Annotated in this window: 10 protein-coding genes; 3 read left to right on the top strand and 7 right to left on the bottom strand. The window is 72.4% G+C overall.

Annotated features, from left to right (window positions below; genetic code table 11):
* Nucleotides 1-291: 291 nt before the first annotated feature.
* From ACZ6Y1_RS11720 to gmd, 3 genes are all read right to left on the bottom strand, one after another.
* A complete protein-coding gene (locus tag ACZ6Y1_RS11720) occupies nt 292-951 on the bottom strand; it encodes a hypothetical protein (RefSeq protein ID WP_469626300.1) in 660 nt (219 codons plus the stop codon).
* A 97-nt stretch (nt 952-1,048) separates the two neighbouring features.
* Nucleotides 1,049-3,835, bottom strand: a complete 2,787-nt coding sequence (locus ACZ6Y1_RS11725; RefSeq protein WP_469626302.1) for a CBM96 family carbohydrate-binding protein — start codon at nt 3,833-3,835, stop codon at nt 1,049-1,051.
* 236 nt (nt 3,836-4,071) lie between these two features.
* Nucleotides 4,072-5,085 carry a GDP-mannose 4,6-dehydratase gene (gmd, locus tag ACZ6Y1_RS11730; protein WP_469626305.1) on the bottom strand — a complete coding sequence of 338 codons (1,014 nt, stop codon included), beginning with the start codon at nt 5,083-5,085 and terminating at the stop codon, nt 4,072-4,074.
* A gap of 903 nt (nt 5,086-5,988) precedes the next feature.
* Between gmd and ACZ6Y1_RS11735 the strand changes: the two genes are divergently transcribed.
* Complete coding sequence (locus ACZ6Y1_RS11735; RefSeq protein WP_469626309.1) at nt 5,989-6,954, top strand: GDP-L-fucose synthase family protein; 966 nt, start codon at nt 5,989-5,991, stop codon at nt 6,952-6,954.
* A 44-nt stretch (nt 6,955-6,998) separates the two neighbouring features.
* Here ACZ6Y1_RS11735 and ACZ6Y1_RS11740 read toward each other — a convergent pair whose 3' ends face one another.
* Nucleotides 6,999-8,474 (bottom strand): sugar transferase, encoded by a 1,476-nt coding sequence (locus ACZ6Y1_RS11740; RefSeq protein WP_469626312.1) that lies wholly within the window; start codon nt 8,472-8,474, stop codon nt 6,999-7,001.
* A gap of 381 nt (nt 8,475-8,855) precedes the next feature.
* Between ACZ6Y1_RS11740 and ACZ6Y1_RS11745 the strand changes: the two genes are divergently transcribed.
* On the top strand, nt 8,856-11,123 hold the full coding sequence (locus tag ACZ6Y1_RS11745; RefSeq protein ID WP_469626315.1) for a M4 family metallopeptidase: 2,268 nt from the start codon (nt 8,856-8,858) through the stop codon (nt 11,121-11,123).
* Between the two features lie 143 nt (nt 11,124-11,266).
* Here ACZ6Y1_RS11745 and ACZ6Y1_RS11750 read toward each other — a convergent pair whose 3' ends face one another.
* A complete protein-coding gene (locus ACZ6Y1_RS11750) occupies nt 11,267-11,827 on the bottom strand; it encodes a hypothetical protein (RefSeq protein ID WP_469626318.1) in 561 nt (186 codons plus the stop codon).
* Between the two features lie 224 nt (nt 11,828-12,051).
* The gene (locus tag ACZ6Y1_RS11755; RefSeq protein ID WP_469626321.1) at nt 12,052-13,623 is read right to left on the bottom strand and encodes an MFS transporter; all 1,572 of its coding nucleotides are present in this window, start codon (nt 13,621-13,623) and stop codon (nt 12,052-12,054) included.
* 148 nt (nt 13,624-13,771) lie between these two features.
* Here ACZ6Y1_RS11755 and ACZ6Y1_RS11760 point away from each other — a divergent pair, with 148 nt between their 5' ends.
* Nucleotides 13,772-14,800 carry an Lrp/AsnC family transcriptional regulator gene (locus ACZ6Y1_RS11760; RefSeq protein WP_469626324.1) on the top strand — a complete coding sequence of 343 codons (1,029 nt, stop codon included), beginning with the start codon at nt 13,772-13,774 and terminating at the stop codon, nt 14,798-14,800.
* Between the two features lie 166 nt (nt 14,801-14,966).
* Here ACZ6Y1_RS11760 and glgP read toward each other — a convergent pair whose 3' ends face one another.
* Nucleotides 14,967-17,603: an alpha-glucan family phosphorylase gene (glgP, locus tag ACZ6Y1_RS11765; RefSeq protein WP_469626327.1), complete on the bottom strand. Its 2,637-nt coding sequence runs from the start codon at nt 17,601-17,603 to the stop codon at nt 14,967-14,969.
* Nucleotides 17,604-17,648: the final 45 nt, after the last annotated feature.

Raw genomic sequence — 17,648 nt, forward strand, 5'->3', positions numbered from 1 at the left:
CCGGGGCCCCCTCTTCCACCGTTCCCCGGGGCTCCGCCCCGGACCCCGGTCCTCAAACGCCGGACGGGCTGGATTTCGCCCGGCGCAGCCGGATCTTCCCCGGCCAGGCGGGATTTCGCCCTTCGGGCGATCAGGCTCGCGCCTGGCGGACGGCAGGGGCCCAAACCCAGCCTCGCCGGCGTTTGAGGCGCCGCCGGAGGCAGAATCAGCCCGTCCGGCGTTTGAGGACCGGGGGTCCGGGGGCAGCGCCCCCGGCAACGGCGCCGCGCCCGAGTGCCGGCAGCGACAGGGTTACGCCGGGATCCAGGCGTAGCAGCCCGTGGAGGTGAACTCCGCCGTGCCGGCCGGGATCGTGGCGGTGATCTTGTCGCCCGGCTTCGGCGCCGTCTCGGGGCCCGCGGCCAGCGTCGCGCCGTCCTTGCCCCTCGCCTCCCACTTGCAGGTGGTGGCCTGGGTCAGCGCCCGGTAGTTGCCCGCCGCGGGAGACTGCCGGGTGCCGTCCGGGAAGCCCTTCTCGGCCGCCGCCAGGACCGGCTTCTGCTCCGGGCACAGCAGGGGGATGGCGTCCTTCGCGCCCGGGATCTCCCCGGCGATGATCGACCCGGTCGCCGCGTCCTTGTCGTGCTTCGCCGTGCGCTCGACCCGCTGGCAGGCCTCCTGGCCCTTCTGCAGGACGGCCGCCGGGTCCATCTTGTCCGGGACGCGGCCGCTCAGGTACTGCTTCTCCTGCGCCGTGAAGCTGCCCGTCTTCGGGGTGAGCTTCGCGTCCGGCACAACGGGGCCCGTCGGCTTCGCGTTGGGGTCGGTCGACGGGGCGGCGCTGTCCGCCGGGTCGGGGACGGGCGAGGAGGCCGGGGGCTTCGCCTTGGCGTCCGCGCCGGAGTCGGCCTTGCCGCCGTCCGAACTGCAGGCGGTCAGCGTGAGGGCCGCGGCCAGCAGAACAGCAGCCACTGCGGGGCGTCGGTACATCGGAATGGCTCCCGTACGTGCGTACTTGCTGAAAGGGGGTGCGGGGCCCGGCCACAGCGGCCGGGCCCCGCTCCTGCGGCTACTTCGCGCCGAAGGTGAGCACCAGCTGCGGGGCGCCGTCCGCCGCGGTGGACTCCGCGGACCACAGCCACAGCGCGTCGGTGCCCGTGCTGGTCAGGCCCACGCTGTAGCTGCTGCCCAGCGCGGCCGAGAGCGCGGCGGTGTCGAGCGGCACGTTCTGGACCGCCGAGCCGTCCGGCACGCTCGCGATGCTGCCGAGCGGGGTGGTGCCCAGGGTGGGCTTGGTGTTGAAGGTGGTGCCCTCGCCGCTCCAGGTGCCGGTGACCGGGACCACGGACACCTTGTCGGCGGTGCCGGCGCCCGTCTGCGTCGTGGTCTTGAACTGCAGGGAGGCCGACTTCAGGACCTGACCGGCCGGAGCCGCCGGGAGGGGGAAGCGCAGGTACGTCTCGTACGCCGAGGTGCCGCGCACCGCGAGCGAGGTGGACGTGCCGTAGGCGGTGCTGGGCGCGCCCTGGTTGATGTAGGTGTCCTCGGACGCCTTGACCGTGGAGACGGTGTCCGTCGGGGCGCTGGCCAGGTCGAAGTGGTTCTTGACCTGGGCCTGGGTGAGCGCCGACGGGTAGACGGCCGTCTCGTCGAGCTGCCCGGCGAAGAAGTTGCTCGTCGGGCGGTTCGGCCAGCCGGCCAGGTTGTCGCCGCCGACGTGCAGGTAGCCCGCGTAGGAGACGGAGGTGGTCACGTTCAGCGTGCCCTTGTTCTGGCCGTCGACGTACAGGGCCATGCCGGCCGGCCCCTGGGTGGCGACCACGTGGTGCCACTTGTTGTCGTTGTACGTCTCGAACAGACCGGTGGTGATCGTCTTGGTCCCGCCGTTGTAGACGCCGAAGGCCAGACGACCGGTGTTGGTCATGTAGATGTGCTTGTCGTACGTGCCGCTGTTGCGGCTCTGGTTGTCACCGAAGCCGACGAGCTTGCCACCGCGGGTGGTGTTCGTCTTGAACCAGGTCTCGATGGTGTACGCGGCGCCGGGGGTCTGGCGGCGGTCGCCGTACACCTGCTGGCTGGTGCCGTTGAAGCCCATCGCGGTGCTCGTGCCGGAGATGGCACCGGGCGACTGGCGCAGGGCCGGGGCGCCCAGCTGGAGACCGCTCATGTTGCCGCTGACCGAGGAGTCGGCGACGTACGGGCTGACCGAGTCGTCGTAGCGCCAGTACAGCTGGGCGCCGTCCGCGCGGACCTGGTCCGGGTAGGCCTGGACCGCGGTCGGGACGGTCACCGAGGCGGTGGCCGACAGGGCGCTGGTGTTGCCGGCGCCGTCGGTCGCGGTCACGCGGTAGGTGTACGTCTGGCCGCCCTTGACCGTGGTGTCGGTCCAGGAGGCCTGCGGGCGCTCCCACTCCAGGGAACTCGCGGCGACGGTGGCGACCGGGGTGGCCGAGCCGTTGCGGTAGATGCGGTACGTCAGCTTGCTGTCGTCCGCGTCGTAGCTGGTGCGCCAGCGGACCTGGGCCTCGCCGGGCTTGACGCTGCCCGCGCTGACCACCGGGGTGGTCGGGACACCGCGGTCGCCGGTGGAGGCGAAGCGGGTCAGACCCCACTGGGTCTTGCCGTTGATGAGGGTGAACTCACCGCCGACCCACATGTACTTGACGTCGTTCTTCTCGGCCACGGCCATGACGCGCGGGCCGATGCCCTCGGTGCCGTCCATGCCGTCGTTGGCCGTGGGGTGCCAGCCGAGCTTGCCGGGGCTGCGGACGAAGCCGTCCACGGGCGCGGGGGCCGCGCCTTCCCAGTTGGTCTTCTGCGCCAGCAGGAAGTTGCGCTTGCCGTCGGGGAACTCCTGCTCGGTGGAGCAGTTGTGCGCGTGCGAGGAGCTGTACAGCACGCCCTGGTACGGCAGCACGAACTGGGTCGCGCCGAGGCAGCGGTCGCGCCACTTCTCGTTGAAGTCGCTGAGGTTCAGGGCGATGCGGCCGTCGAAGACACCGCCGCCGGAGCCCTCGTTGCCCGTGTACCAGCCGCCGTTGTCGTCGGTGGCGATGTCCTTGACCACCGAGTTCGACGGGATGTTGCTGTAGGTCTTCTTGACCGCGCCGGTGGCGGCGTCGACCACGGCCAGCGCGTGGCTGCTCTTGCCGTTGACGGTGAAGAAGTCACCGCCGAGCAGCACGCTCTTGCCGTCGGGGGTGACCTCGACGGCGCGGCCCGGCTCGTCGACGTCGGCGACGAACGGCTTGAGCGCTCCGGAGCCGGCGTCGATCGCGGCGAACCGCTCGCGGGTCTGGCCGTCGACGGTGTTGAAGTCGCCGCCCGCGTACAGGGTGTCGTCGGTGACGGCGAGCGCACGCACGGTGGCGGGGAAGCTCGGGTGGAACGAGGCCTTGGGGGTGCAGCTCGCGATGTCGATCGCGGCGAGGCTGGACACCGGGGTCCCGTTGACGGCGCCGAAGGAACCGCCCGCGTAGAGGGTCTTGTTGTCCTTCGACACGACCAGCGTGCGCACCGTCGCGGTGCCCTCGCCGATGGTGAAGGCCAGCTTGCACGAGGTGGGATTGCCCGTCGCGGCGTCCAGCGCCACGAAGTTCACGGCCTCCTGCTCCGTGCCGGCGGTGCCCTCGGGCGGGCGCACGGCGGAGAACGTGCCACCGGCGAAGACGGTGCCGTTCGCCTGGGCCATCGCCCAGACCACGCCGTTCGTCTGCCAGGTGGGCAGTTCGTCGGCGGTGAAGGCCACCGGAGGCGTGATGGCGGACGCCTCGGGCATCAGCACCAGGCCTATACCCGTGCCGGCACCGGCCAGTGACAGGACGAGGGCAGCGGTCAGCCCTCTGGATCTACGCATGAGCCCCCCAGGGCGAGTTGCCCGGTGTTGATGGCTGGAACTGTCCGAACAGCCATATGTACCTGCGCAGACTAGGGCTCACGAGAAGGCCTGGTCCCCTTGCTCGACCCATTGCTACCAATTTGGAATCAACAGGTTCCGCTTGGAGGGCGCACTGCGGACATACGGCAGGTTTGACCCGGTCGTATTCGACGGCCTGACCGGGACACGGCAAATCGTAGGCGAAATATAAGGCCTCAGCGGTCGATGCGGACTGTCGCACCCGCGAGTTGGTCCTCGACCTGGCGGATGTCGGCGTCGACCATGATGCGCGCCAGTTCGGCGACCAGGACCGTCGGCTTCCAGCCGAGCAGCGACTCGGCCTTGGAGGCGTCGCCGATGAGGGCGTCGACCTCGCTGGGGCGCTCGTACTTGGGGTCGTAACGCACGTGCTCGTTCCAGTCGAGACCGGCGTGGCCGAAGGAGGCCTCGACGAACTCGCGGACGGTGGCGGCCACTCCGGTGGCGACGACGTAGTCGGTGGGCTCGTCCTGCTGGAGCATCCGCCACATGGCGTCCACGTACTCGGGGGCGTAGCCCCAGTCGCGGACGGCGTCGAGGTTGCCGAGGTAGAGCTTGTCCTGGAGGCCGGACTTGATCCGGGCCACCGCGCGGGTGATCTTGCGGGTCACGAAGGTCTCGCCGCGGCGCGGGGACTCGTGGTTGAAGAGGATCCCGTTGACGGCGAACATGTCGTACGCCTCGCGGTAGTTGACGGTGGTCCAGTACGCGAAGACCTTCGCGGCGCCGTAGGGGCTGCGCGGGTGGAACGGGGTCCCCTCGTTCTGCGGGGGCGGCGTCGCGCCGAACATCTCGGAGGACGAGGCCTGGTAGATGCGGGTGTCGACACCGCTGGCCCGGATGGCCTCCAGCAGGCGCAGGGCGCCGAGGCCGGTCACGTCGCCGGTGTAGAGCGGGGCGTCGAAGGAGACGCGGACGTGCGACTGCGCACCGAGGTTGTAGACCTCGTCGGGGCGGATCTCGCGGAGCAGGTTCACCAGGGCGACGCCGTCCGAGAGGTCGGCGTGGTGCAGGACGAAGGACCGGTTGGCGGTCTGGGGGTCCTGGTAGATGTGGTCTATGCGCTCGGTGTTGAAGCTGGAGGACCGCCGCACGAGCCCGTGCACCGTGTAGCCCTTGGAGAGCAACAGCTCGGAGAGGTACGAGCCGTCCTGCCCGGTGACTCCGGTGATCAGTGCGGTCTTGCCCATGCGGTCCCCCTGGGGTGCGTTGCCGTTCGTTGCGGTCGGTCGTGTCCTGCGGGTTCCCGTGGCCCGGCGGTCGCGCCCCCGCGCGGCGGCCCCCGGTCCGGGGCCGTCCGGAACCTGGACTGGATGCGTACCGTACACGCCCGTCCCGGTTGCGCCGGGGCCGGGTGCCCGGCGGGCCGCCCCCACAGGTCCCGGTGCCCGGCCGGCCGCCCCTCACACAACCCCCGCCCCGCCGGGGCCGGGTACGCGCCGTGGGCGCCCCCGCACGCCGCCGAACCCGATGCCCGATTGGCCGCCCCCACCGCCGGGGCCGGATGCGCGCCGCGGGCACCCCCGCAGGCCGCCGAACCCGGTGCCCGATTGGCCGCCCCCACCGCCGGGGCATGCGCGCCGTGGGCGACCCCGCAGGGCGTTTGAACCTGGTGCCCTGCGGGCCGGCCCCACCGCAACCCCCGCGCCGCCGGGGCCGGGTGTGCGGCGGGGTGCCCCCGCAGGGCGTCGAACGCAACCACGTCGCCACATGTCCGCTGCCTCTGCAGGTTCGACGCCCGAGGAGGTACCCCGGCGCGCGCCCGGTCCCGCCGGCCCCTGCGTGCGGGCCGCTGCGCGGAGCCGGTCCCCTACCCGCCCTTCCACCGTTCCCCGGGCTCCGCCCGGACCCGCGCCTCAAACGCCGGCGAGGCTGGGGTGGGGGCTCACGTCCGGGCTCCGCCCCAGACCCCGCCCATCAAACGCCGGCGAGGCTGGGAGGGGGCTCAGCCCCGAACCCCACCGTACGCACGAGGGGGTGGACGGACTCCGCCCCCTTGGGGCCGGGGGGCCCGCCCCCGGTCGGGGGGGTTCGGGCCGGTGGGGTCCGGACTGCCGCCACCCCCGCGGGAGCGGACTGGCATCATCGGCCGTATGACTAGCACGCCTCTTCTGCCCCCGAACGCCCGTGTCTTCGTCGCGGGCCACCGCGGTCTCGTGGGGTCCGCGGTCGCCCGGCGGCTGACCGCCGACGGCCACGAGGTGCTCACCCGTGGCCGTGCCGACCTCGACCTGCGCGATGCCGCCTCGACCGGGGCGTACCTGAAGGACGTCCGCCCGGACGCCGTCGTGCTGGCCGCCGCCAAGGTCGGCGGGATCATGGCCAACAGCACGTACCCGGTGCAGTTCCTGGAGGAGAACCTCCAGATCCAGCTCAGCGTGATCGCCGGCGCGCATGCCGCGGGCGTCGGCCGGCTGCTGTTCCTCGGATCGTCCTGCATCTACCCCAAGCTGGCCCCGCAGCCCATCCACGAGGACGCGCTGCTGACCGGCCCCCTGGAGCCGACCAACGAGGCCTACGCCCTCGCGAAGATCGCCGGGATCGTCCAGGTCCAGTCGTACCGAAAGCAGTACGGGGCCTCGTACATCTCTGCCATGCCGACGAACCTCTACGGTCCGGGCGACAACTTCGACCTCCAGTCCTCGCACGTGCTGCCGGCCCTGATCCGCCGGTTCCACGAGGCCGCGGCCGAGGGGCGCGAGGAGGTCACCCTGTGGGGATCGGGCACCCCGCGCCGGGAGTTCCTGCACGTGGACGACCTCGCCGCGGCCTGCGCGGTGCTGCTGGAGTCGTACGACGGCGACGAGCCGGTCAACATCGGCTGCGGCGAGGACCTGACCATCCGGGAACTCGCCGAGACCGTCGCCGAGGTGACCGGCTTCCGGGGCCGCCTCGCCTGGGACACCTCCAAGCCGGACGGAACCCCCCGCAAGCTGCTGGACGTCGCCCGGCTGACCTCGCTCGGCTGGAAGCCCGGGATCCCGCTGCGCGACGGCATCGCGGCCACGTACCGGTGGTGGCTGCGGGAGCAGGCCGCCGGCGGCGGGCGGAACGTCTGACCCCTCCCCGTCCCGCCGGCCACCCGGCCGGGTCCCCGGTCCGCTCAGTACGCTCCGCGGCCGTCGACGACGGCGCGGAGCGTGCGGCCCATCACGTCGACGTCGCTGGTGAAGGACCAGTTGTCGACGTACTGCAGGTCGAGCTGGATCGTCTCGTCCCACGACAGGTCCGACCGCCCGCTGATCTGCCAGAGCCCCGTCATCCCGGGCCGTACGGTGAGCCGGCGCAGCTCGACCTCGTCGTACTGCGCCACCTCCTCCGGCAGCGGCGGGCGCGGGCCGACCAGCGACATATGGCCCGTCAGCACGTTGATCAGCTGCGGCAGTTCGTCCATCGAGGTGCGGCGCAGCAGCCGGCCGACCCTGGTCACCCGGGGGTCGCGGCGCATCTTGAACATCAGGCCGTCGTTCTCGTTGGACCCGGAGAGCTCGGCCTTGCGCGCGTCGGCGTCCACGACCATCGTGCGGAACTTCCACATGGTGAACGGGACCCCGTCGCGGCCGATGCGTTCCTGCCGGTAGAAGGCCGGGCCGCGCGAGCCGAGGCGGATGGCGAGGACGATCGCGAGGAAGACCGGCGCGAGCAGCACCAGCCCGCCCGCGGCGCCCGCCCGGTCCAGGGCGGACTTGAGGAAGGTCTGCACGCCCCGGCTGACCGGCGGTGCGACCCGCAGCACGGCGAGTCCGCCCGCGGACAGGGTCTCCAGGCGCTTGACGGAGACCTCAATGAGCCCTGGAAAGACGGCGAGTTCCAGCCCGGCGTCGTGCAGGGCCCAGGCGACCCGGCGCAGCCGCTCGCCCGCGATCCGCGCGCCCGGCGCCACCAGCACCAGGTCGACGCCCAGGCTGCGGACGGCTCCGAGGACGGCGGCGGAATCGCCGTTGGGGCTCTTGGGCATGTCGGCGGCGAGCCGGGCGGCCTCGGGCGCACCGCTGCCGAGCGGGCCGTCGCCGACCGGGACCACGCCGACGACCACGTACGGGTGGTCGGTGCGCGAGGCGAGGTGCGCGACGACGTCCTCGGCGGCGTCGGGCTCTCCCACGACCAGGACCCGGCTGACGGCCTGGGCCTCGCGACGGGCGGCCGAAAGGTGCCGGTAGGTCAGTTTGTGGCAGGCGACGGTGATGAGGAGGGCGGGCAGGAGGGCGCCCAGCGCGGACAGCCTGGGCGTGTCCTCCTCGGTCACCACACGGGCCACGGCCAGGACCCCGATGAGAATCAGCCAGTCGTGCAGGACGGGCAGCACTCCGCGGGATTCTCCGAGCACGCGGGCCGTGTAGCGCCGGCGCAGCGCCTGCACCCCGGTCCACGCGATCGCGGCGGCGAGCGCGCAGTAGAGGGGTCGTACCTGCTGGGCCGCGTGGAAGACGAGGCCTACGGGCACGGCGGCGCCGAGGAAGTCGGCGGCGAGTGCGGCGGGCAGGTACCAACGGGCCTTGTCACCGAGGCTCCTTGCGGGCACGAAGGCGCCCCGGGCAGCCCTGGCCAACCTTTGCGCAGGAACATGGACATGCCTCATGGGCCCCCCTGGCACGTGGTCGATGTCAGCGGCGACCGTCCACGGCTTCCCCAGGCAACGGACGACTGTCGCACCGAGAAACAGTACGACAAACGCCAGTACGGCAAACGCCGTTTCGGGCAACGCGGGCTCCCGTTGCCCAAGTGTTAGCAAGCGGTACCGGTCGCTCCGAACACCGGACTCCGCACCATGCACGCAAAAGTGAACAGTCCGGATATCGGATATGTCTCTTCGAACAACGAACCGTTTTTGGCCAATTCTTTGACGCGGTCCTGACATTATGTTCCCCGGGTGGCACTCTTCGACCGTTCATCGCACAGCCCTGATCTGCCCGGAGGCCCACCCAGCCGTCCGGAACCCCCCTTGCAGAAGGAGTCTGCGTTGAGGTCCACCCCCCAGAGGCGTGCCACCGCGGCCGGCGCGCTCGTTGCCGCGGCAGCCATGCTCGCCGTCGGCATCCAGGCCGGTACCGCATCCGCCGACGTCACCGCGTCGAAGGCACCCACGGCCGCCAAGCCCAACCCGGGCGCGGCGCCCGCCAAACTCAGCGCTTCGGAGCGTGCGACGCTCCTGACCGAGGCCAACTCGACCACCGCCCAGGCCGCCAAGGCGCTCGGCCTCGGCAGCGGCGAGAAGCTCGTCGTCCGTGACGTGGTCAAGGACGCGGACGGCACCACGCACACCACCTACGAGCGGACCTACGACGGCCTCCCGGTCCTCGGCGGTGACCTCACCGTCCACGCGAAGGGCGGCGTCACCAAGTCCGTCACCAAGGCGACCAACCACGAGATCAAGGTCGCGGACACCACCGCCTCGGTCGCGCCGTCGGCCGCGGAGGGTCAGGCGATATCCGCCGCCAACGCCGCGGGCTCCAAGGAGGCCAAGGCCTCGAAGAGCGCGCGCAAGGTGATCTGGGCCGCCGAGGGCGCTCCGGTCCTCGCCTTCGAGACCGTCGTCGGCGGTCTGCAGGACGACGGCACCCCGAGCGAGCTCCACGTGGTGACCAACGCCAAGACCGGCGCCAAGATCACCGAGTGGCAGGCCATCGAGACGGGCACCGGCAACACGCAGTACAGCGGTCAGGTGACTCTCGGCACCACGCAGTCGGGCAGCACGTACAACCTGACGGACGCCGGGCGCGGCGGCCACAAGACGTACAACCTGAACCACGGCTCCTCCGGCACCGGCACGCTCTTCTCCGGTTCGGACGACATCTGGGGCAACGGCCTGGCCTCCAACGCGGAGACCGCCGGAGCGGACGCCCACTACGGCGCCCAGCTGACGTGGGACTACTACAAGAACGTGCACGGCCGCAACGGCCTGCGCAACGACGGCGTGGCCCCCTACAGCCGGGTCCACTACGGCAACGCGTACGTCAACGCCTTCTGGGACGACTCCTGCTTCTGCATGACCTACGGCGACGGGGAGGGCAACAACAAGCCCCTGACCTCGATCGACGTCGCGGCGCACGAGATGACCCACGGCCTGACCTCGGTCACCGGCAACATGACCTACAGCGGTGAGCCCGGCGGTCTGAACGAGGCGACCTCCGACATCATGGCCACGGCCGTCGAGTTCTGGGCCAACAACCCGACCGACGTCGGCGACTACCTCATCGGCGAGAAGATCGACATCAATGGCAACGGCTCCCCGTTGCGCTACCAGGACAAGCCGAGCAAGGACGGCGCGTCGAAGGACTCCTGGTACTCGGGCATCGGCTCCATCGACGTCCACTACTCCTCGGGCCCGGCCAACCACTGGTACTACCTGGCCTCCGAGGGCTCGGGCGCCAAGGTCATCAACGGCGTGAGCTACAACTCGCCGACCGCCGACGGCCTCCCGGTCACCGGCATCGGCCGTGACGCCGCCTCGAAGATCTGGTTCCGCGCGCTGACCACCGGTCTGTTCAAGTCGAACACCAACTACGCGGCGGCCCGCACGGCCACCCTGCAGGCGGCTGCCGACCTGTACGGCGCCGGTTCAGCGACCTACAACAACGCGGCCAACGCCTGGGCGGGCGTCGGCGTCGGCGCGCGCATCGTGAACGGCGTCTCGGTCACCAACCCCGGTAACCAGAACACCATCACGGGCAGCGCCGTCAGCCTCCAGATCCAGGCCACCAGCACCAACGCCGGCGCGCTGAGCTACGCGGCGACCGGGCTCCCGGCCGGGCTGTCGATCAACTCCTCGACCGGCCTGATCTCCGGTACGGCCAACACCGCGGGCACGTCCAACGTGACCGTGACGGTGACCGACTCCGCGAACCAGACCGGTACGGCGGCGTTCACCTGGACGGTCGGCACCCAGCAGCAGACCGTGTTCGAGAACACCACGGACTACGCGATCAACGACAACTCCACCGTCGAGTCGCCGATCACCGTGAACCGCACGGGCAACGCGCCGAGCACCCTCAAGGTGGACGTCAACATCCTCCACACCTGGATCGGTGACCTGAAGGTCGACCTGGTCGCCCCCGACGGCAGCGTCTACAACCTGCACAACCGCACCGGCAGCAGCACGGACAACATCATCAAGTCCTACACGGTCAACGCCTCCTCCGAAGTGGCCCAGGGCGTCTGGAAGCTGCGCGTCAACGACAACGCGTCGGCCGACACCGGCAAGATCGACAGCTGGAAGCTCACCTTCTGACCCCACCGGGGCCGGATGAGCACCTGCTGAACCGCTGAACACGGGGCCGCCCGGGAGGAAGACCTCCCCGGGCGGCCCTGTCCCATGAGGCCGTGACGGGACCACCGCCCCGACAACCGACCGTCCGTTCCCGCGAGGACGGCCTAGCGGCGCGGGGTCAGGGGTCCGCCGAAACGGCGCAGGAGTTCCTCGCCGCCGCCGTTCCAGTCGCCCCGGCCGTCACCGCCGCCCTCGCCTCCGCCTCCGTTCCAGTCCCAGCGGCCGCCGCCGTCGCCGCCACCGCCGTTCCAGTCGCCCCGGCCGTCACCGCCGCCGCCGTTCCAGTGGTGGCCGTCGCCGCCCTCCCCCGCCGGCTTGAAGAAGACGGAGACGACCTCCACGCCGTGGGCCCGCTCCCCCGGGTCCAGCACCCGTTCCGCGTGGCCGTTGCAGCCGCGGTTGTCGAAGAGCACGGCCAGCGACTCCGTGTCGTTCCAGACCTCGATGGCGGGCTCGTCCCGGGAGGTGTGCGTCAGCACGTAGCAGGTGTCGTTCTCCGCGGGCCGGATCTGCCCGGTGCGCTCCACCCCGGCCTCGTCGAGGAACCGGTAGTGCAGCAGGCCCAGGCTCCGCCCGTCGTGGCCGTCCGCCAGCGACGGGCCGGCGGTGGGCAGCACGAGCGCGACGGCGCCGGCGAGCACGGCGGCGGTGGTACGAAGACGCATGGGGGAAGTCCGTTCCTCGGGTCCGCGGACACCGGTTCCGCCCGGCATCTGCGGCCAGCGTAGGAGCGCGGACCCCAGCCGAAACGATTCACCGCCGTGGGTGCGTACGTGGTTCACCCAAGAGGCCGGGCGGCCTCCGGCCCGGTCGGCGGGGCCCTGCGGGCGGCTCACCCCCGCCCCGCCCCTTCCCGAAACCGGGGCTTGCGGCCCCGGGAGCCGGCCGCTCAGGGCCGCATGGTCGGAGTCGGAGCCGGAGTCTGAGTCGGGGCCGGGGCCGGGGCCGGGGCAGCGGCCGGGGCCGCCGGGGCGGGGATGGCCGGGGCCGTCGCGCGCGGTGAAGGACGCAGCAGGAGGAACACCGCCAGGGCGCCGGCCAGACCCATCAGCGCCGAGGTGAGGAAGGTCCCCCGCAGCCCGCTCGCGAAGGCCGCGTCCACCGCCGCCGCCAGCGCGTCGCGTGCCGCACCGGCGGGTGCGGCCGCGAGCAACTGTCCGGCCCCGCCCGAGGCGAGCGGCTCCGCCAGCTCCTGGGCGCCCTCGCCGAGCCCCGACCGCAGCCCCGCGTGGAAGACCGCGCCGAGCACCGCGATGCCGAGGGCGGTGCCGAGCTGCCGCGCCGTGTTGAGGGCGCCGCCGGCCATTCCCGCCCGCGCCGGGGCCACGGCCCCCATGGCGGTGGCGGCCAGTGCCGGGGTCGCCGCGCCGACGCCCACGCCGGTCACGAGCAGCCCCGGGACCAGCGCCGACCAGCCGTCACCGGCGTCCAGCATCCAGGCCTGGAGCAGCGCGCCCGCCCCGACCAGCAGCAGCCCGCCGCCGATGGTCAGCCGCGGCGGGACCCCGTGCAGCAGCCGCCCGGCCCCCGCGGCGACGACGAACCCGGCCGCGCTCATCGGCAGCAGCGCCAGCCCCGCGCCGACCGGGCTCATCCCCCCGGCGGACTGGAGCCACAGGGAGACGTACATCAGGTACGAGAACGCGGCGCCGGTCAGCAGCAGTCCGGCGGTCATGACCGCGACGAAGGTGGGGCTGCGGAAGAGCGAGAGGTCCAGCATCGGGTGGGAGCCGCGCAGTTCGACGAGGACGAAGCCGGCGAAGGCGGCGGCGCCGAGGCCGAGCAGCCCGAGGGTGGTGGCAGAGGTCCAGCCGTTCTCGGCGCCCCGGATCACGGCGTACGTGACGGCCGCCGCGCCCGCGGTGAAGGTGGCCATCCCCGGCAGGTCCAGGCGCCGGGCGTGCGGATCGCGGGACTCGGCGACCGCGCGCAGGGTGACGTACACGGCCAGTGCGCAGACGGGCAGGTTGATGAAGAAGATCCAGCGCCAGCCGAAGTGCTCGGTGAGCAGACCGCCGATGATCGGGCCGGACGCGGCGGCGGCGCCGTTGGCCGCGCCCCACACCCCGAAGGCCACCCCGCGGTCGCGGCCCTGGTAGGCGCCGCTGAGCAGGGCCATGGTGGTGGCGAACATGGCGGCTCCGCCGATGCCCTGGACGGCGCGGAAGGCGATCAGCGCGGCCGGGCCGGTGGCCAGCCCGCAGGCGAGCGAGGCGGCGGCGAAGAGGGCGGTCCCGCCGACGTAGACCCGGCGGCGGCCGATCCGGTCGGCGAGCGAGCCGGCGCCGAGCAGCAGGGCGGCCAGCGCGAGGGCGTAGACGTCCATGACCCACTGGAGTCCGGCGAAGCCGGTGTGCATGTCGGCGGCCATGTCCGGCAGGGCCACGGTCACGATGGTGACGTCGACCAGGAGCATGAAGGCCCCGAGGCAGACGGCCGTCAACGGCAGCCATTTGCGCATGGAAGTTCTCCTCGGAGAGGGAGGGGTGAAGGGTCCCCGGGGTGGCTCCCCGGGAACCCCAGGCTGGCAGCGCTCCGCCCGCGTGCCCCACCCGCACCTGCCGATCCGCCGGATTTCCCTCATGTGGGGCTCTGGGATGATGGAAACCGTGAATGTCACGGAGAAGCAGTCGACGGAGCCGGCCGAGCTGGACGCTCTCGACCGGTCGCTGGTCCAGGCCCTCTCGCTCGACGGCCGGGCCTCCTTCAGCCGCCTCGCCGAGGTCCTGGAGGTGTCCGACCAGACCGTCGTGCGCCGCTACCGGCGCCTGCGGACCGCCGGCCTGGTCCGGGTCGTCGGTCTGCCGACGGGCAGCCGTGTCGGCCTGTTCGAGTCCTGGCTGCGGGTGCAGTGCGCCCCGGACGTGGCGCTCCCGGTGGCCGAGGCGCTCGCCCGCCGCCCGGACATCGCCTGGGTGACCCTGAACTCGGGCGGCACGGAGATCCACTGCATGACCCGGTCCCGGACCCGCAAGGACCGGGACGCCTTGCTGCTGGACAAGCTGCCGCGCACCCGGCGGGTGACCGGCATCAGTGCCCACACGATCCTGCGGAAGTTCTTCGGGGGCCACGACGGCTGGGTGGGCGTGGACGCGCTGCGCCCCGACCAGATCGCCGCCCTGCGGCGGCCGCCGGCCGGGGGACCGGCCCCCGAGCGGTACGTCATGGACGAGTCCGAGCACGCGCTGCTGTCCGTGCTGAGGCGCGACGGCCGCGCCGGGTACGCGGAACTGGCGCAGGCCGCCGGCCTGTCGGAGTCCACCGCCCGGCGCAGGGTGGAACGGCTGCGGGACCTCGAAGCGATCTTCTTCGACGTGGAGTTCGTCCCCGCGCTCTTCGGCTACGAGGCGGAGGCGACCCTGGTGCTGACCGTCCCGCCGGCCCGGCTGGCGGAGGTGGGGGCCGCGCTGGCGGGCCACCGCGAGGTGGCCTTCACGGCGGCCGTCACCGGGTCGGCCTCCCTGATGGCGGTGGTGGTGTGCCGGGACACCGACGCCCTGTACACGTACCTGACCGAGCGGATCGGTGCGGTGGACGGCGTCGGGCAGGTGGAGGTCATCCCGGCCCTGCGCAGCGTCAAACGGGCCGGGATGCTCGTGGAGGACGGGCGGCTGGTGGATCCGCCGCCCGCCCCCTAGTGGCGTGACCGGAGAGGTTTGCCGGGTCGCGTTGTCCGGTGCGGTGCATCGCAAGGCGGAGGCCACGGCTCGTACTGGACGTACCGCCGTGGTCCGGCAACGCGGCGAGATGCCGTGCCGGGCAGCGCGACCCGGTGAACCTTTCCGGTCACGGCACCAGCGGGCGTCAGCGCAGCACTACGCCGCCTCCCGCGTCCGTGGCCACCGGGGCGGCGACGAGGCCCAGTTCGGCCGGGGTCGCCAGCAGCGGGTGCGCCGGCAGGACCCGTACGGTGTAGCCGAAGGGACCGGTGCGGTCGAGGGCGAGCGGGCCCTCGTACACCCAGCGGCCCTCCATGTCGGGCCCGGCGGCCGGCTTGAGCGGGAAGCTCCGCCCGTCCCGGATCACGTCCTGCGCGTCCACCCGGCCCGCGAAGGCCTGCACCTCGACGTCCTCGGGGTTCAGCGCGTCCAGCGACACCTGCACGCGCAGGGTGAGGGTGGCGCCGAGTTCGGCGGTGCCGTTGACCGGAGCCGCGGCCAGCGCCTCCACGTGTTCGACGCCCACCCTCGGCCAGGCCGCCCGGACCCGGCCCTTCCACCAGGCCAGGTCGCGGGCCGCCTCGGGGGTCAGGGCCCGGTGGGCGAGTGCGGCCGGCGTGTAGAGCCGTTCCACGTATTCGCGCACCATCCGCCCCGCGAGCACCTTCGGTCCCAGTGAGACGAGGGTGCGCCGGACCATCTCGATCCACCGCACGGGGAGCCCGGTGCGGCCGGCCCGGTCGTAGAAGCGGGGTGCGACCCGGCCCTCGATCAGCTCGTAGAGGGCGTTCGCCTCCAGGTGGTCGCGCCGGTCCTCGTCCGCGCCGAGCCCGTCGGCGGTCGGGATGGCCCAGCCGAAGTCCGGCTCGAACCATTCGTCCCACCAGCCGTCCAGCACGGACAGGTTGAGGCAGCCGTTCAGCGCGGCCTTCATCCCGCTCGTGCCGCAGGCCTCCAGGGGCCGCAGCGGATTGTTCAGCCAGACGTCGCAGCCCGGGTAGAGCTTCTGCGCCATCGCCATGCCGTAGTCGGGCAGGAAGACGATGCGGTGGCGCACCCGCGGGTCGTCCGCGAACCGCACCAGCTCCTGCACGAGCCGCTTCCCGCCGTCGTCCGCCGGGTGCGCCTTGCCCGCGACGACGATCTGCACCGGGCGGTCCGGGTCCAGCAGCAGCCTGCGCAGCCGCTCGGGGTCGCGCAGCATCAGCGTCAGCCGCTTGTACGAGGGCACGCGCCGGGCGAAGCCGATGGTGAGGACGTCCGGGTCGAGCACGGAGTCCACCCAGCCCAGTTCGGCGTCGGCCGCCCCGCGCTGGCGCCACGAGGCGCGCAGCCGGTCGCGCACCTCCTGGACCAGCTGTTCGCGCAGCACCCGGCGCAGGTCCCACACGTCCTGGTCGGGGATCTCGGCCACGGCGTCCCAGCGCTGGGAGCCGCCCACCGACAGGGCGTCCTCGGTGCGGCCCGCGCCGATCTGGCGGGCGCCGAGCCGGACGACCTCGGCGGCCACCCAGGTCGGGGCGTGCACGCCGTTGGTCACCGAGGTGATGGGCACCTCGGCCGGGTCGAAGCCGGGCCACAGCCCGGCGAACATCTCCCGGCTGACCGCGCCGTGCAGGGTGGACACCCCGTTGGCGCGCTGCGCCAGGCGCAGCCCCATCACGGCCATGTTGAACACGCCGGGATCGCCGCCGGGATAGCTCTCGGCCCCCAGCTCCAGGATGCGCTCGACCGGTACGCCCGCGAGTTCGCCGCCCTCCCCGAAGTGCCGGGCGACCAGGGACCGCTCGAAGCGGTCGATCCCGGCCGGGACGGGGGTGTGCGTGGTGAACACGGTGCCGGCGCGCACGGCCTCGACGGCGGCCTCGAAGCCGAGGCCCTGCTCCCGCTCCAGTTCCCTTATGCGCTCCAGCCCCAGGAATCCGGCGTGCCCCTCGTTGGTGTGGAACACCTCGGGGTCGGGGTGTCCGGTGATCGCGCAGTACGCACGGACCGCGCGCACGCCGCCGATCCCGAGCAGCATCTCCTGGAGCAGCCGGTGGTCGCTGCCTCCGCCGTAGAGCCGGTCGGTCACCTCGCGGGCCGCGGCGTCGTTGTCCTCGACGTCGGAGTCCAGGAGCAGCAGCGGCACCCGGCCCACGCGGGCCTGCCAGACGTGCGCGTGCAGGGCGCGGCCGCCGGGCAGGGTCAGGGACACCCGGGCGGGTGCCCCTTCGGCCTCCCGCAGCAGGGAGAGGGGCAGTTCGTTGGGGTCGAGCACGGGATAGTGCTCCAGCTGCCAGCCGTCGCGGGAGAGCGACTGGCGGAAGTAGCCGTGACGGTAGAGGAGTCCCACGCCGATGAGCGGGACGCCGAGGTCGCTGGCGGCCTTCAGGTGGTCCCCGGCGAGGATGCCGAGGCCGCCGGAGTACTGGGGCAGGGCGGCGGTGATCCCGAACTCGGGCGAGAAATAGGCGATCGCCGCGGGCAGCTCCGCGCCGTTCTCCTGCCCCTGGTACCACCTCCCGCCGTTCACGTAGTCATCGAGATCGGCGGCGGCGACGGCGAGCCGGCGCAGGAACCGCCGGTCGGCGGCGAGTTCGGCGAGGCGGGCGGCGGAGACGGAGCCGAGGAGCCGGACGGGGTCACCGCCGGCGGCCTGCCAGCCCTCGGGGTCGACGGATTGGAAGAGTTCGCGGGTCTCGGCATGCCACGACCAGCGCAGGTTGCGCGCGAGGTCGGAGAGCGGCAGCAGGGTCTCCGGGAGGACAGGGCGTACGGTGAATCGACGGATAGCCTTCACACGTTCCACCTTCGCAGGGGATTGCGGATCGGAGCGGCCGCACCA

The sequence above is a fragment of the Streptomyces sp. NPDC053432 genome, from assembly GCF_055585365.1.

Excerpts from the sequence above, each read along its gene's own strand:
- ACZ6Y1_RS11725 (WP_469626302.1), bottom strand. The coding sequence starts at position 3,835 with ATGCGTAGATCCAGAGGGCTGACCGCTGCCCTCGTCCTGTCACTGGCC.
- gmd (WP_469626305.1), bottom strand. The coding sequence starts at position 5,085 with ATGGGCAAGACCGCACTGATCACCGGAGTCACCGGGCAGGACGGCTCG.
- ACZ6Y1_RS11735 (WP_469626309.1), top strand. The coding sequence starts at position 5,989 with ATGACTAGCACGCCTCTTCTGCCCCCGAACGCCCGTGTCTTCGTCGCG.
- ACZ6Y1_RS11740 (WP_469626312.1), bottom strand. The coding sequence starts at position 8,474 with ATGAGGCATGTCCATGTTCCTGCGCAAAGGTTGGCCAGGGCTGCCCGG.
- ACZ6Y1_RS11750 (WP_469626318.1), bottom strand. The coding sequence starts at position 11,827 with ATGCGTCTTCGTACCACCGCCGCCGTGCTCGCCGGCGCCGTCGCGCTC.
- ACZ6Y1_RS11755 (WP_469626321.1), bottom strand. The coding sequence starts at position 13,623 with ATGCGCAAATGGCTGCCGTTGACGGCCGTCTGCCTCGGGGCCTTCATG.